Source organism: Campylobacter troglodytis (assembly GCF_006864425.1).
Lineage (GTDB): Bacteria > Campylobacterota > Campylobacteria > Campylobacterales > Campylobacteraceae > Campylobacter_D > Campylobacter_D troglodytis.
The window spans coordinates 1-14,487 of sequence record NZ_QHLI01000037.1; the positions used below are offsets into that span (position 1 = coordinate 1).

14 protein-coding genes and 2 pseudogenes are annotated in these 14,487 nt (G+C 35.5%); 5 read left to right on the forward strand and 11 right to left on the reverse strand.

The features are described 5' to 3' along the window. Positions 1-357 (forward strand): annotated as a pseudogene (locus DMC01_RS13520) (hypothetical protein); the annotation flags it as partial. A gap of 844 nt (positions 358-1,201) precedes the next feature. Here DMC01_RS13520 and DMC01_RS08265 read toward each other — a convergent pair. Continuing rightward, a pseudogene (locus DMC01_RS08265) lies at positions 1,202-1,930 on the reverse strand (IS1595 family transposase). A gap of 91 nt (positions 1,931-2,021) precedes the next feature. Between DMC01_RS08265 and DMC01_RS08270 the strand changes: the two are divergent. Continuing rightward, positions 2,022-2,288, forward strand: a complete 267-nt coding sequence (locus DMC01_RS08270; protein WP_282432287.1) for a S24 family peptidase — start codon at positions 2,022-2,024, stop codon at positions 2,286-2,288. A gap of 695 nt (positions 2,289-2,983) precedes the next feature. Here DMC01_RS08270 and recG read toward each other — a convergent pair. Together recG and DMC01_RS08280 are read right to left on the reverse strand one after the other, a co-directional pair. Further along, positions 2,984-5,188, reverse strand: a complete 2,205-nt coding sequence (recG, locus tag DMC01_RS16190) for an ATP-dependent DNA helicase RecG (RefSeq protein WP_345788965.1) — start codon at positions 5,186-5,188, stop codon at positions 2,984-2,986. Continuing rightward, positions 5,185-6,504, reverse strand: coding sequence for a M16 family metallopeptidase (locus tag DMC01_RS08280; protein WP_142693769.1), 1,320 nt, complete (start codon positions 6,502-6,504; stop codon positions 5,185-5,187). The genes recG and DMC01_RS08280 overlap by 4 nt, the downstream gene beginning before the upstream one ends. Positions 6,505-7,110: 606 nt before the next feature. On the opposite strand from DMC01_RS08280, the gene DMC01_RS13525 reads away from it, so the two are divergent. After that, positions 7,111-7,278 carry a hypothetical protein gene (locus tag DMC01_RS13525; protein WP_185908826.1) on the forward strand — a complete coding sequence of 56 codons (168 nt, stop codon included), beginning with the start codon at positions 7,111-7,113 and terminating at the stop codon, positions 7,276-7,278. Positions 7,279-7,825: 547 nt separating this feature from the next. Continuing rightward, entirely contained in the window at positions 7,826-8,014 is a 189-nt protein-coding gene (locus DMC01_RS08285; RefSeq protein WP_142693770.1) for a hypothetical protein, read from the forward strand. 507 nt (positions 8,015-8,521) lie between these two features. On the opposite strand, the gene flgK is transcribed toward DMC01_RS08285, so the two are convergent. The 8 genes from flgK to DMC01_RS08325 form a co-directional block, all read right to left on the reverse strand. Next, entirely contained in the window at positions 8,522-10,357 is a 1,836-nt protein-coding gene (gene flgK / locus DMC01_RS08290; RefSeq protein ID WP_142693771.1) for a flagellar hook-associated protein FlgK, read from the reverse strand. Between the two features lie 8 nt (positions 10,358-10,365). After that, positions 10,366-10,800 carry a flagellar export chaperone FlgN gene (gene flgN, locus DMC01_RS08295; protein ID WP_142693772.1) on the reverse strand — a complete coding sequence of 145 codons (435 nt, stop codon included), beginning with the start codon at positions 10,798-10,800 and terminating at the stop codon, positions 10,366-10,368. A 53-nt stretch (positions 10,801-10,853) separates the two neighbouring features. Beyond that, complete coding sequence (locus tag DMC01_RS08300; RefSeq protein WP_142693773.1) at positions 10,854-11,051, reverse strand: flagellar biosynthesis anti-sigma factor FlgM; 198 nt, start codon at positions 11,049-11,051, stop codon at positions 10,854-10,856. A 52-nt stretch (positions 11,052-11,103) separates the two neighbouring features. Then, complete coding sequence (locus DMC01_RS08305) at positions 11,104-11,463, reverse strand: hypothetical protein (protein ID WP_142693774.1); 360 nt, start codon at positions 11,461-11,463, stop codon at positions 11,104-11,106. Next, positions 11,463-12,512 (reverse strand): flagellar basal body P-ring protein FlgI, encoded by a 1,050-nt coding sequence (locus tag DMC01_RS08310; protein ID WP_142693775.1) that lies wholly within the window; start codon positions 12,510-12,512, stop codon positions 11,463-11,465. The genes DMC01_RS08305 and DMC01_RS08310 overlap by 1 nt, the downstream gene beginning before the upstream one ends. A gap of 51 nt (positions 12,513-12,563) precedes the next feature. Beyond that, complete coding sequence (locus DMC01_RS08315; protein WP_142693776.1) at positions 12,564-12,815, reverse strand: hypothetical protein; 252 nt, start codon at positions 12,813-12,815, stop codon at positions 12,564-12,566. Between the two features lie 100 nt (positions 12,816-12,915). After that, complete coding sequence (locus DMC01_RS08320; protein WP_142693777.1) at positions 12,916-13,593, reverse strand: hypothetical protein; 678 nt, start codon at positions 13,591-13,593, stop codon at positions 12,916-12,918. 2 nt (positions 13,594-13,595) lie between these two features. Next, the gene (locus DMC01_RS08325; RefSeq protein WP_142693778.1) at positions 13,596-13,931 is read right to left on the reverse strand and encodes a hypothetical protein; all 336 of its coding nucleotides are present in this window, start codon (positions 13,929-13,931) and stop codon (positions 13,596-13,598) included. 382 nt (positions 13,932-14,313) lie between these two features. On the opposite strand from DMC01_RS08325, the gene DMC01_RS13530 reads away from it, so the two are divergent. After that, a complete protein-coding gene (locus DMC01_RS13530) occupies positions 14,314-14,451 on the forward strand; it encodes a hypothetical protein (protein WP_185908827.1) in 138 nt (45 codons plus the stop codon). Positions 14,452-14,487: the final 36 nt, after the last annotated feature.

A 14,487-nucleotide genomic window follows, 5' to 3' on the forward strand; every position in this document is an offset into this window, starting at 1 on the left:
CTCTCTCAAACTAGCCTTGATTTCATAGTTAAAAACTCAAAGCATTTAAAGATTCTTTTTGCCTTAATTGAAAGCAAAAAAGTTGTTTTAAGCAATGAATTACTTGATTTTATCATTATGCATCCAAAGGAGGTGCTTACTTGGCTAAACTCGCTTGAATTTAAGCAAAAATACCTTGACACAGACCACCCCTATCCTCCGCTTTTAAATCCTACTTTGTTGAATGGGGAGGGCTCTTTTGAAAATGATGGCTTGGCAAATTCAAAGGGTGAGGCTTGCTTTGAGGGCGAGAATTTGGGAAAAGCTCAAACTCAGCCAAGCGTTGTAAAAAATTCACCAAGCCATCATAAGCCTTGAAACTTTTTCTTGTAAATTGTGGCATTTTCTAGATCTGCAAAGTTCTTTATGATAGCTAGTAGCTCTTTGGACAAGCTATTTGAGCGTATAAGTGCCAACCTAACGTTTTAGCATACTGTCTCGTAGGATTACGAGTGCGTAACACGAAGTAAAAACACAGACATTTTTTTGCCAACTCCACGCCCACTGCACACTCTGCAAACCACTTCTACTACGCAGTTGCGAGTGTAAGGAAGCAAAAAACCACTTTCACCCTCTTCGATTTCACCACTTATTTTCTAAAGAAACTTCATTTTGCTGATTTTTTCACACTATTTGACTATCAAAAGCTTGTTGCACAATTGCATTAACACAAGGGCGAGAAAGCTTGCAAATTTCAGCGATTTTTTGGCTCTAAATTAAGGCAAAAATACTTCAAAATTCCTTAAATCATATCTGCGAAATTTGTAAATTACACATATGCTTGTTTTACATCGATAAAATCATAACTTAAAACTCCTTTATTAGAGTTTAGGTTGTCTAAGCCATCTTTTTTTGCTTTCGTATGGATTTTAAACCTTTTAAATTCAGCTTAACTTAGCAAAAACTCTCAAAGAAAGATCTTGATTTAAAAGATTTAAAGGCGCTTGTTTTTAAGCTTGTTTGTAGGGTGTAGGGCTTGTTGCTTGGCATCTTAGTCTTTATTAGTTTCAAATCTTATAAACAAAATTTTAGCAAAAACTCGCTTATTTACGCACTCTTTAAATTTAAGCAAAACTTGTGCTAGATTAAGATAACTTTACTTACACTCCTTAAATTTGTTATACTTGTTTTACCTGCAGTCTTTGCAGTATTTTTTAATGGCTCAAGATACTATAATAGGATTTTCCCTTATCAACTTTAATAAAATTTGATAAAAATTTTGTCCTAAATTTTTCGTATTATATCTAAATTCTGTTTCTTTTAAATGAAGGACAAAATTTTCTTTTTTAATTCCACGAAATTTAGCTAATCTAAACTTTGCAAATCCCCAGAAATTCACAATTTCGTTGATGTGATTATGTCCCTTTGCAAACTCATTTTTAGAGTGTTTTACTTTGTAATGTGCCTTTGCTCCTTCTTGCAAAGTTGCGAGTAAAACGAAGCAAAAAATCAACCAAACCATCATAAGCTTTGAAGCTGTCGCTGTAAATTTCACTTTCTTTAAGCTTCGCAAAGTCCTTTATTATGGACTGTAACTCTTTGACAGAGCAATGTTTGACCACTTGCGTATAAACTCGTGCGATTGCATTTTAACATACCAAACACAGGTGTCTTTTTTCCAGCCCCACGCCCACGCTTGCCCCTTACTCTTTTAGCTCCAAAATAACTCTCATCAACTTCGATTTCACCGCTGAGATTTTTTCGCATTCTTTGGCTATTAAAATGCGAATTTCACGCAAAATTCTATTCACGCAAACACGAGAATTTTTGCAAATTTCAGCGATTTTTTTCGCCTCTAAATCAAGGGCAAAAATACTTCAAAATTTCTCTAAATTTCTTTTGAGACAATTCTGGAATGAATCATATACTTGTTTTTCATTTTGCTCTCCATACTTTAAAATGATATTGTATCAAATTAAAGTATCTTGAGCCTTTTTAATTATCTCTATAAATCCTGCTTCAAGCTCGCAAACTGCGAAAACTTGGCGCTTTTAAGGGTGAGCGGTGATTCTATGACACCGACTCTGGCCCCAAATGCTAGGCTTCTCGCTCAAACTCGCACAGACTTCAAAGAGGGGCAAATAGTGCTAGCAAGGCTTGATGATGACCTTTTCGTCAAGCGGCTACACAAACAACCGCATTTAAAGCTAGTTAGCGACAACGAAAAATACGAGCCTATCGCACTTGCTGGCAAAGACTACGAGCTAATCGCTGTAATTGTCGGCTTTTTAATGAGTTTTGAAAACTAAAAGCCCCATAAAAAGCCACTTTTAAACGGCTTAAAATCTTTTAAACGCTATTTAAACACATTTAAACGCACAGGCTAAATCTTTTAAACACACTCATTTTCGCACCCGCACGAGCTAAATTTACCCCACTTGCTGCTTACCTTGCACCCACACGCAAAGCCCACCACAACGCACGATAAGCAAGGTGCATTTGACATTTTTTTATGCCTTTGTCAAAACAATGTCAAAGAAAAGTTTTGAATTTGTAAAAGAAGGCTTTTGAATTTGTCAAAATTTTTCGCACACTTTGATTTTGAAAAAAACCCATTTTAAGCACTATAAATCCGACCTTTGAGTAAAAAATCTCTCACTTTGATTTTTAACAAAAATTTACAGATAGGTAGATGGCATATTTTTTAAGGCGATTGATACTTTTAACTAAAATTTTATAGGATTTTTCCTAAGCCATTTTAACAAAATTTTATACAAATTTTCATTTTTAACCTTGTTGCTGATTTTCACACTTTTTTGTTCTTAAAACTTTATCGCACGGTTGCATTAACGCAAGGGCAAGAAAGCTTACAAAAAGGACAATTTTACTTACACAAAACTCAACAACATTCTAATCTTGACTAAAATTTTTGCTTTCAAATGTAAAACAAAATATATACTAAGATAGATTTATCAAGTTTTTAGAAGTAGATCAGCTAAAAGGATCAATTACCAAAATTTAATCCCTTATGAGTTTTTGCCTCGGCTAAAATTTGCTCATCCTTTGAAAAATCAAAGAATTTAAACTCATTTCCGTGCTGAGAAAAGCCGTCTATCAAATCCCCACTTAGACGGTTTTTTAGATCAAGTTCTGCTATGGCAAAGCCATCAAGAATCTTGCTAAATTCAATTAATCGCTCAGGAATCGTATCTAGCTTGGTGTGCAGATAACAAAAGCTAGGAAGCCCTACTCGTCCTACTCGTCCGCGCAGCTGATGAAGGGTAGCAAGTCCTAATTTTTCAGCCCCTACTATGATGATGGTACTAAGACGAGGCAAAGAAATTCCAACCTCCATAACAGTTGTAGCAAGTAAGATCCGCCCCCTTTGTTTAAATTCAAGCAAGATCTCATCCTTGCTTTTATCCTTGCCGTGAGTGCTAAAAACCCCCTCATATCTTTTTTCCCAATACTCCCTAGCCCTTTCAAGTGGCAAGTATTTAGCATTTTGGCCTTCATTTACAAGAGGGTAAATTATGGCTATTTGATTATTCTTTTTTAGCTCCTCATTGATGCGGTTTAAAATCAAAGAAAAATCCTTATCTTGCACACAAAAGGTTTGAATGTCTTTGTGAAAGGGCATTTGCTTAATGAAAGAAAAGCTTACAAGCTCACTTTGTAGCATACTTAGAGTGCGTGGAATGGGCGTTGCTGAAAATTGCACAAAATGTGGGCTACACTCATCGCTTTTTGCTAGATCATTGATCTTTTGCCTTTGATTTGAGCCAAAGCGGTGTTGCTCATCTACCATCACAAGCACAGCACTGTGCTGTTGTAGATGTATGAGTGCGTGTGTGCCTATGATTAAATTCGCATTTTGCAAATTTTGTTCTAAATTCTTATCCTTTTTTCCGCCTTTTAGAAGCTCGATCTGCATAAAATGAGGCAAAAGCCTTTTAGCTTCATCAAAGAGTTGTTGGGCTAGGATGCTAGTTGGAGCCATTAAAACTGCTTGTTTTGGATAAACAAGCAGTGCCGCAGCAAGTAAAACAAGGGTTTTGCCACAACCCACATCGCCCATAATCACTCTTCTTTTGGCATCCCTTGATCTTAAATCCCCCTTAATGTCGTTTATGGCTTTCATTTGATCCTTGGTTGGATGAAAAGGCAAGCCTTTAAGCCACTCGCTTATGTCAAAAAGCTCAATCTCATAGCTCTTTGGAACTTGTTTTTTGTTTCTTAAACGGCGCAAAAAATTATAGATTTCAATGAATTTTAGATCCTTTTGAGCTTCATTTATCTCTTGTTTAGATAGCTTTAACTGTGAATTTTCAAGGCTTTTTTCGTTTTCTTCATTTGATCTTTGTATTAAAAGCTCAAGGGCTGATTTGTTTTGTGAGCTTTTTTCAGCTTCTTGGCTTGAATTTGGCTTTGAATTTTGCGCATTGTTTATAAAACTGTTATTTGAGCTTATGGAAAGTTCAGACAAATTTTGTGAGTTGTTTTGAGGGTTTAAATTCAGCGAGCTTTCATTTTGTGAATTTTCTAAGCCTTCTTGTGAATTTATTAATTTTTCATTCAAGTCTTCATTTAAATTTAGCAGATCTTCTTCGTAATTCAAAGAAGCTTCCTTGTCTGAGCTTGTGCTTAACTTCTCTTGCGAGCCCATTTTGCTTTTCAAGGCATTTAAGAGCTTAAAGCTTTTTTCATCATAGCTGTGTAGGTCTAAGAGTAAATTCACTCTTTTTTCATCCAAACCACTATCTTGCAAATTTTCACGGGTAAGATATGTGCGAATTAGCCTTAAAATATGCTCATCCTTAATGCCAGCTATTTTGTATCTAGGCACAAAAAAGCCAGCCTGGGCTATGATCTTAGGATTTGTAAATTGCCAAATATTATTGTATAAGCTCATTTTAGCGTGGAAAATGCACTCCTTGCCAACCTTAAAAGCACCAAAATGCCATTTACTAGGATTAAAGATAACAAAATTTGCATTTAAGCTCCAATTTTCACACCACACAGAGCCCACAATCTTGCCGTTTTTTGAATTTGTGCGTTCAATCTTAACCTCTTGAGTACAAATATCCTCACTGGGTGCTGATGATATGGTGAAATTGTCAATTTTTTTGGGCAAAAAAAGTGCTAGATCCAGGAGATTTTTTATATGAAGTTTTTTAAAAAGCACAGCATCTTCGTTTGAGATCTTCATCTTGCCACGCTTGCAAAACTTAGGCTTGAAAGCTCACTGTGAGCCTTTATGTAAGCATTTAGCTCCTTTAAGCTAGTAGCCTTTATCTTGTTTAATTCTTGTTTAAAAGCGCCTATTTGAAGCCCTTGATAAAATTCATTGTAAGCCACACTAAGTCTTTTTTCAAGGCTTTCGTAGCGAAGAGGGGTTGAGCCTATTAAGAATCTTTGTGCTTGATCTAGCTCATTTTGGCTAACACCCTTTTTGACAAAATCAGCAAACAAGCTTTTTACCAATGCCTTTGCCTCGCTTGCATTTTCGTTTTTTGTCTGTAAGTATCCAAAAACCCTTTTGTAGCAAAGATTTGCATCAAGCATAGCATAAGCACTGTAAGCTAGCCCTCTTTTGACCCTAACTTCCTCCATCAAACGAGAGCCAAAGCCCCCAGCACCAAGCACAAAGATAGCAAGCTTTGCTAAATGAGCATCTTCATCTTTAAAATCAAGCTCAAAGGGAGAGCAAAAATATATATAGGCTTGCTCACTTTCCTTGCGAATGCAAATTTCATCCTTTAAGTCTTCGCAAAGTGTGAATTCTTTTGTGTTAGGTCTTTGTCCTGTGCTTAAAGCATCTAAGATGGGATAAATTAAGCCCTCGCATTCTTTTTGCAAAAGATCCCCTCCTACAACAACACAAGCATTTTCAAGGTTTAAGAGCTTTTTGTGAAATTCTTTAAGATGATCAAGGCTAATTTCTTCTATGCTTTTTTCATCTCCGTCATTATTTGTAGCAAATTCCTCATACTCAAAAACTGTTTTATTTAATAAGCCCTTTGCTACATAGTCAAAATCGCTCTGATTTGAGGCTAGCTCGCCCAGGGCTGTGGTTTTAAGCCTTTTAAGTAATTTTTCATCAAACTGAGGGTTTTTAAGCAAAAGTGCCAATTTTTTCAAGGCAAAATTAAAATGCTCTTTCAAACAAGAAAGACTAAGCTCAAAGCTTTCAAAACCACTACTTGCATTTAAATTTATAGCATAAAGCTCCAAGTCCTTGAAAAATCTTTCATTAGCTCCTTCATTTAATAATCTCGCAAAAAGCCTTGCTGTTCCTGCTGGGATTTTTTGTGAATTTTTTGTTGATAAACTTGTTTTTGCGGTGTTTGTTAGTGAGTTTGGCTTTGAATTTGTTGTGCTTTTAACTACTTTGCTTTCAAAGGCATTTTCATAAGCCTTGCCTGCGTTTTGAAAAATTAGCTTGAAAAAGATGATGGGTAAATCGTGATTTTCCTCAAAGATAAAAGGAATTTTTGTATTTTTTACATTTATACTATGAAGCATTTTAGCCTTTTTTGCGAAATTTTGGCTTATTATAGCAATTTTACCTTAATAACTGTCTTTAAGGCAAAATAATATTTAGGCTTAATGTGGCTCATTTAAGCTTTGAAATTTTAACTTGCTAAAAGCAAGTATATTTAGCGTGAAAGTTTTTGATCCTTCATTGAAACCTTTAAATATCTGGCTCAATTAAACTTAAATTTAGGCTTTTTTTATTTATTCACACCTTAAAATAAGCTTAGATTAACTTAAAATCACAGTATTTTAAATGAAAAATTAATTTTTCCTATGTTTAGTAAGGTTGTGCAAGGTTTTGCCTTTGCAAAAAGTGCTTTAAATAACTGTTACAGACTAACAGACAATTCTTCATTTACAAAACACTGAATTTTGGTATAAAAGCCAAGGTTGGAAGCAAATCTTTGTCAAAATTTATTAAAGTTGATAAGGAAAAATCCTATTAGAGCATCTTGAGCCTAGTAAAAATATGGTGTCAAAAATGGGTTGATAAGCCTTTTTTGGCTTATTTTACAAGCCTTTTCTATAAATGATAGAAATTCAATTCTTTTAAAGGATAAAAAATGAAAAAAGCGATATGCACCATTGTTTTTTGTGCTGATAATAAGTGCTAGTGCTTATTATGTAGGTGGCGAGTATGCAGCGCTACAAAAATGCTCTTACGAGCAATATGACAACGAATACTGCAATGTATGGACATATAAGGGTATTAGCGGTAAAACCTATCAGATGTATTTTGGCTCAAAGTATTGTGAATACTAATGTTTGCGTAATGATGGATAAACGGTCAAATGGGGCAATACGGCGTAGGAATTGAGTAGATAAGCTAGGGCTTTAAAAGTCCTAATTTTGAGGATAAATTCACGGAATTTTTAGGAAATTGAGTGAATTTTTTGAATACCTTACTATCGCTTAGTATGAGGGCAAGGGGTAAAATTTAGGCTTTTGCTTTGAATTTTTGGATTTACTTCGTGCTACACACTTGTCCCACATTTTACTATGCAAAAACCGCTTCGTCCCAGCCGCCACGCTGTTTTTTTAAAAACCGCTCACAATGACAGCTCTTGGTCATTTTGAGCCTTTAGCGAAAAATCTCTTTTTATAAATTACGAGATATTTTTACTTCAGCTTTCGCCTTGCAAGCTACTAGGTCGCTACGCTCAATATGACAAAATTCAACGCTTTTTTTAAAAGAGCCTAATTTTTTATAGATTTAACAAAAAAACATACGCAAAAATTCATAAAAAAGCATAAAATAAGGGAAAAATTACAAAATTACTTTGCCTCAAAGTGCTATAATGTCGAAATTGTGCTGATAATTTTGCTAAACTGCATAGTGCTATGGCTTGAAACAACGCATTTTGTCAAGGACACTTCGCATTTTGAGCCTACAAAATGGCTTAAAATCGCTATTTCGCACAACGCTTGCTTTGGCGACTTCGCAGATATGAACTATCTATTCTATCTGCACTCATCAGCTCACGCCCACCACAAGTAATTTCTCGCTAGAAATTCTGTGCCTTGAATTTTTTAACTGAAAATTCACGATTTAGCTGAATTTTCGCCTTTGTTTTGGCAAATTTATGAATTTTAGCGTTAAAAAGCTTAAATTTTCTCCTTTGGTTTCGTGCGGATTAGTGAAAACAGATTGGGAATATTTAAAATGAACTTTGAATTTTGTGTGAATTTACTTTGCTAAAGGTCTGTAATCTGTTTAGGCATCTCAATCATAACTTTGCTTTAAAGCGATAATTAGTGTTTTAATTGCGATAATTTTATTGCATCATTTTTCACTTGTCAAAAACAAGTTCTTTGTGCGATCTTTTGTAAATTTTAAGACCAAAGGCTATTTTTTAAAAAAGCATTAAATTTGTTTTTTCTGAAAAATAATTAAATTTAAAATGCCTAACTTTTATCTAAACTGTCCCTTGTGAATTTGGTTTTTGAATTTTAGAACTTATGTTTAGTTTTTTAAAGCTTTAATTTTATTTTAAAGCCTTAAAATTTATTGTTTTAAGGAAAGTAGGGTATTTATCATCTGATCAACCGTAGTAACGACCTTCGAGGCTGCGCCATAACTTGCTTGAAACTGGATCAAATTGGCAAGCTCCTCGTTGGTATTAACTCCGTTTAAAGACTGAAACTCCTCATACACGGAATTATATAGGGTTGAGTTTGTATCGTGCGTGATATTATTTGCCTGAGTTTGTGAGGCTATCTTTCCTGTAAATAAGCGGTAATATCCATCCAAGGCCTTTGTATCAACTGTTCCGTCTTTATTATAAAAATTCACCTCATCATATTGAAGTTGCAAGATGGCATTTGCTATCTCATTATCTCCGTCATTTCCATTTCTACTAGCCCTTAAAAGATTAGGATCCTCTAAGAGCTCTGATTTTACACGCATAGTTGTAGCGTTTGTGCCACTAAAAAAGCCTCCTAAATTTAAAACCCCTGCGAAATTTGTACCCTTATCTTCTATGGCTATCTTGTAGTTTGGAGTAGCCACGCTAAGCTGAATCATACCTGATTGGGTTCTGCTGTCATAATCAAAGGTAGCACTTAGATAATCATCTATATCATCTATGTTGTTGTTGTTGTTGTTATCGTCTGTGTTTGCTGTGATCTGTCTAATGATATCTTCCATAGTGGTATTTACATCTACATTAATGGTCTTTGAATTTATACGAACTCCTTTTTCATCGTAAAGAATCAGATCGAAAGAGCCTATTTGTATGTTTTTATCATAGTTCATAAGCTTGGTATCTTCTCTTAAACCAATCATAGGATCTGAACTCATAGTGCTTTTAGCTGAGCTAGCATAGATATTATTTGTTTGAGTCATCATAGTTTTAGCAAAGGTATTTAGCATACCTTTATAATCTTGTATGATCCCATCCTCATAGCCTCCATATTCTCTACTATAAGTTCTGCCTCTAAGATCAAGCTGGGCTGCTAGTTTGCCTCCTGTAAGTTGGGTTGTAAGATCTGTGATGGTTTCATCAACCCCTTGATAAACTATGCTATAAACGCCTGTTGCCTCATCAAGCATAAGTTTTATAGGGGTAAAATTTGGACCACTTACTATCTCGTGTCCTTGTATGGTTAGATTATAATACTTGCCCCCATCTGTCATCGTTTGATCAAGACGACTTTCTTGATTTATGATAAATTTTGAAGCCACAGTGCCTACAAGCTTAGAAAGGGTAAGCTCAAGCTCGTCTCTACGGTCTCTTAGCTCATTTGCCCTGTCTGTTACTAAAACCTCTTGCTTTGGAATTTGCTTGTTGATGTTTGCTATTTGTTCTCCTATGCGGTTTATCTCCTCAACTGTTAATCTTATATCATCATTAATGGCCTCTTCTATTTTAACTAGATCAGCATAGGCATTGTTAATGTGTTCGCTAAGAGACTTTGCACTTGTTATAAGTCCTTGTTTAACCGCACCGTCATTAGCACTTGTGGAAAATTTGTTCCAAGAGTCGTGGTAATTTTCTAGATCCTTTAAAATTCCATTATCCTTGGTATCTGGGAATCTTTTGGCTATTTCTTCAAGCTTGCTTTTGCTATATCCTGTGTATTCAAGCTGGGTGCTTACGGTTTTTAGCTTGTGGTAAGAATACTCATCGTGCAAACGAACTATGGAGTCAATGTTTGTTCCCATTCCAAGTTCTATGCCGTTTCCTATATTATAAAAGCTAGCTGTTGTTTGGATGGCTCTTTGTCTAGTATAAAAGGTGCTGTGGGCGTTTGCTATGTTATTGCCTGCTGTTGCTATTTGAATTTCACTTGCTTTTAGCCCTGAGATGCCCTTGCTTAAACTAGAAAATATAGTATTCATAAGCTATCCTATACATTGATCTTAAAAAGTGAATCTAAACTCGTCTTCTTATCTCCATAAGCATTATTTGTTCCACTTCCATCATCAAACATAGTATTTACTAGCCCATCAAAGAAATTTTTTACCACAAGTACAAGCTTGGCGTATTCTTTGTTTTTTTCGTGTAGATACTCTAATTTCTTTTTAAATTCAGCAAACTGTGCCTTTTGGTTTTGATCTAAGATCTCGGCTAAATTCTTAGCCCCATTTTGACTAAGTTTAATCAAGGCATCATCAAGTTCTTGCTTTGAGACAGTAAATGAGGCTATGAGTTTGTTTTTATCATTAACGCTTTGAGCTACTGTGTCGTGTCTTGCTTGCTGGATATTTGCAAGATCATCTTCTGTGAGTTTTATGAGCTTGTTAATAAGCTCTATATTTTCGTTGAGTTTTTCTGTAAGCATAATCTTCCCTTTCTTTACAGTTTAAACAAAGCTGAGAAAAAAGGGAAAAATTCTTAGAGTAAAGAATCAGTAATAGCCTTGGCTGTTGCTTTTAGATCTAGCTTGTATTCGCCTTTTTTGATCTGATCGGCTATCCTAGAAAGCTTATCGTTTTCCACTTTTTCGCTTTGATTTGTTCTAGTTTGAGTATTTTGCTCGATCTTAGTGGCTGATACATTGCTAGTAAAGCCTTGTGTTACAGGGTTAATCATTTGCTCTCCTTTTCCCATAATATTATACCAAATCGACCAAAATAAAAAACACTTAAGACCCTTCCTTCAAAAAATTAAATAATAATTCAGAAAAGCCCATACCTCCACTTAAAGCCTTGCTCATAGCATCATTATACATAGATGAGTAAATTTTATCGCTTGCATCATCTTTGAAGATTGAAGCCTTGTTTTTCAAGGAAATATCAAGTATGGACTTGATAAAAAAGGCTTCAAAGGCATCGGTTTGTTCTTTTAAGGCCTGATCAAATTCCTTGCTGTTTGTGTTTGTTCTTGCTTCAAATTCAGCCCTAGCTAAATTCTTGGCTGAATTTAAGCTAGTTGAGTTCTTAGCTACGGTTTCAAGCAAGGAGCTGTTTGCATTATAGCTTGCTAAAAAATTATCAACCCTCATTAAATCACCTCCAATTCAGCATTAATAGCACCTGCTCTTTTTAAATTTTGCATTATGCTTATGATGTCGGTTGCACTTGCACCAAGTCTATTTAGCATTCTGGCTACATTTGCTACTGTTGTTTTGGCTGAGTTTATCCTTACTGTGTTTGAGCTAGGATCTATGATGCCACCGTCTTTCATATCAAGCTCATTTTGTGCTACTTGTGCTTCGTTATTAGGATCTATTTTTATGGTTATATCCTTGTGAGTTATGAGTATGGGCTCTACCTCTACATCAACTCCTGCTATGATGGTGCCTGTTCTTTCATCTATGATTACCTTATTTTGTGGGACAAAATTAATATCTTGTTCTAGTACCCTAGCCATAAATTCAACGCTTGACATACCATCAGGTCTTGTAAGCTGTATGGTTCTTGAATCAAGTGCTTGGGCAACATCGCCTCCAAAAACAGCATTTAAGGCAAGCTCAATGTCATTTGCTGTTTTAAAGCTAGCGGTTTTAAGGCTTAGGCTTAAATTATCTGTTTGAGTGAAATTTTGAGCCAACTCTCTTTCTACGCTAGCACCTGCTAGTATGGACGCACTTGTGGAGTGATTTCCCCCCCGGCCTCCAGCACCTCCTGTAATGCCTCCTGTTGAGACTATGCCCTGGGCTATAGCATAAATTTCACCGTCAATTCCTCTTAATGCAGTAAGTAACAGCGTCCCACCTTGCAAGGACTTTGCATCGCCCATAGAAGAAACTGTTATATCAAGCTTATCCCCACTTTTTGCAAAGGCAGGAAGCTTTGCTGTTACCATAACGGCTGCTGTGTTTTTGGACTTTATGTCATCTGGATTTACTTTTATATTCATACCTTGAAGTAAATTTGATATGGACTGTATGGTAAATCTTGAATTTGTCCCATCCCCGCTACCATTAAGCCCAACAACGAGGCCGTAACCTATGAGTTGATTATCCCTAACCCCAACGGTATTTGTGAGATCCTTAATCTGTATAGCAAAAAGACAGCTAGCTAAGGCTAGTAAGGCTAGTGCGAACTTCATTTTTATTCCTTTAAACTTCTCTTGCTCTATAAGCAAAAATAGTTCCAAAATTTACACACTAAGATCTATACTAAGCTCTTCTAAGGCAGTTTCTCTAAGCTCTGATATTACCGCCTTTAAATCCTTTGTAAGATCCAACTTGTCTGTATTTTTAAGCAAAAACTCCTCATTTACTTTTAAATTCAAAGAAAGGCTGTGAAGTTCTTTGCCTAGTACATTGACAAATTCTGTAAAATTTGTATGGCTTTGAAGATTTAACTGTCTTTCAAGCTGAGCCTCAAGCCACACCCTAAGAGCTTCCATACTTTCTCTTTGAAGCTCAAATAAGCTCTTTGTTCTAAGAGCCTCAGTGGGCAAGGTGCCATCATCTTTAATGCTCTTTTTAACAAGCTTTATTAACTCCTCATTGCTGTGAAGTTCTCCTAAACTTAGATAACCGTCTTGTATCTGCTTTTAAGCTGTGATTAAGCTCTTCTTCTATAGAGCTTAAAAGAGGGGCATCATAGTGTCTGCTATAAAGTAGGTAGCTACTAAGACCGTTCATTTGGACATTTTTCACCAAGGCACCGTCTAGCTCATAAACACTGTCAATGTTGTATCCAGCTAAGACCCTACCCTTTTCCTCAGTGCTTAAAATGCCATTTTTATCACTGTCAGCACCCACATAATTTCTTTTGTAAGCTATATCACCAAACCAGCCTGAGACGAAGTTTTCAGCCTCGCCTTTAAGTATAATGCGTCCTATTTTGTCAAAATCTTGAGAGCCAAAATATGTTTTTAGTTTTTCTAAATTCTCATCACTAAGCCTTAAATTTATGGTGTTGCTACTTATTTTATCTTTAAAGGAAATTTCGTTGCTAAATTCATAGTTTTTTACTAAATTTGAGCTTGTTTTTATCTCGTTTAGATCTAAATTTTTACTGACAAGTTTGCTGAATTTTTCTAAATTTTCACTACTAAGTGTATTTAGACTAGAAAATACAGCCTTGTTTTGAATCGCGTTAAATTCAAATTTGGTATTGTCAAATTTAAGCAAGGCAACAGTAGGACCAAAAGAAGCATTACTAAAAACCCTAGACATTCTTACCTCCCTTTTAAACAACCATATCTTACACACCAATGGTTAGAATATATAGGCTGCTTTAAAGTTTGTGGATACTTGTTGGCATTATGGTTGTTTTTATAAGGCTTAGCTATATAATTGTTCACATAATTATATGCAGTGCCACTACTATATACCGGTCCTTGCCAAAGATACCTACCACCCTTAACCTCGGACATTTCAGCGCTGCTAAGTTTTCTTACCCCAGAAGAATTTTCACTCAAAGCCCCACCACTTAGCTTAAAAAGCAAATCATCAGCAAAAGCCAAATTAAAAACTAAGCCGCTAAAAAGAGCAAGTTGAATGAATTTTTTCATCGCTATCCTTTCATAAAGATTGATTTTTCTATAACAAGCTTTTACAAAAAAACTTCATTTTCTAGCTATGTTTTAAGCTTTGGCAAAAAAGTTGACTAAGAGCTTACAAGGCAAAAACCAAAGCACAAAATCTCTTTTTTGAGATACTTAGCACACACTCGGTATGACAATTTTTGCCTTTGTCATTGCGAGTTTGCGTAGCAAACGAAGAAGCTCTTTTTATTGAGATACTTCGCAATGCTTAGTATGACAAAAATTTTGTCATTCCCAGCGTAGTGCAAAGCACAAAGCACAAAACTTCTTTTTTTCTGAGATATTTTTTCTTAAGCTACCCAATCCGCTGGATCTCTTTGCTTAATATGACAAGGATTTAAAGGGTTTTGTGAATTTTCTTTTGAATTTATCTTTAAATTCAAGGAATTTTTGTCGTCTTTTTAATTTTCTAACAACCCACCCCACCCAACGGGTTGCAAGCCTTGCGAAGCAAAACACCCTCCGCAAGACAAAGGGTTTATTTTAGCGGTTTGAAAATCTTTAAACTCTTCGCTTGGCATTA